The sequence below is a fragment of the Endozoicomonas acroporae genome, assembly GCF_002864045.1.
In the GTDB taxonomy this organism is placed as follows: Bacteria; Pseudomonadota; Gammaproteobacteria; order Pseudomonadales; family Endozoicomonadaceae; genus Endozoicomonas; species Endozoicomonas acroporae.
In genome coordinates this window covers 1-1,072 of the sequence record NZ_PJPV01000248.1, presented here as the reverse complement: position 1 = coordinate 1,072, position 1,072 = coordinate 1, and the positions used below count along the sequence as shown (strand labels likewise).

Here is a 1,072-nt window from a genome sequence, read left to right as displayed (position 1 = left end):
TTTTTTTGACCGTGCTGTTCACCGCCGTGGTGTTGGCAACCGTTCCTGAAACGCGCCCCCCCCCGATGCCGGCGTGTGCAAATTTACGCGAGGTTTTGACCGTGCTGTTCACCGCCGTGGTGTTGGCAACCGTTCCTCCAGGCCTAACCTCTCCCCCCCCGATGCCCGCGTCTGCAAATTCACCCGAGGTTTCGACCGTGCTGTTCACCACCGTGGTGTTGGTAACCATTCCTCCACCGTCAACCACGCCCGCCCCAATGCCGGCGTTTGCATTGTCACCCGAGGTGGAAATATGCACATTTTCGGCCCAGATATCACTGACGGTGCCATTCGCAGTACAGGCTGCCAACCCGGTCGTCTTCGTTGAATTTATATGGGTATCAGTAAAGCCAAGGTGAGTGATGTTGCCTTGTTTCAGAGTATCAACTAAACAGTCAGACAGGCCGCTGATGGTAAGGTACTGCCCATCGTACTCCCCGGTGAATGGATGGGTATCATTGCCAATGGATTGATAGTCTTTAGTGACAACAATATCCGCTATCTGTTGATAGGTACCGTCCAGTGGGTAGTCGGGATGTCGGCCAATCTTGCCCAGTTTTTCTGCATCATTAATCTTTATGGGTGTTGATGCTGTAGCGGCATTTACCTGGCAATACGATAAATCCAACGCATCCCGAAATTCAGTTCTCGAAGAGCAATTGGCTGTTAACACACGAGGGTCTGCATTTTGGCAAAAAAGTTGATCATTGGAGATAGATCCAAAATTCTTTTTATTGCCATTGACAAAGCTGTTCACCGCCTTGGTTTTGTCAACCGTTCCTTCATTGAAAACCCGCCCCCCCCCGATGCCGGCGTTTGTATAGTCACCCGAGGTTGTGACATGGCTGTTCACCGCCGTGGTGCGGTCAACCGTTCCTCTATCTAAAACGCCCCCCCCCCGATGCCGGCGTCTGCATAATTACCCTTGGTTGTGACATGGCTGTTCACCGCCGTGGTGTGGGCAACCTCTCCTTCCTTCAACCGCGCCCCCCCGATGCCGGCCAATGAATCGTCACCCGAGGTTGTGACATGA

1 protein-coding gene is annotated in these 1,072 nt (G+C 52.9%); it reads right to left on the bottom strand.

Annotated features, from left to right (window positions below; translation table 11 throughout):
* Window positions 1-892 (bottom strand): hypothetical protein (locus CX664_RS24755; protein WP_146000343.1); only part of this gene is annotated, 892 nt, incomplete at its 3' end.
* Window positions 893-1,072 lie beyond the last annotated feature (180 nt).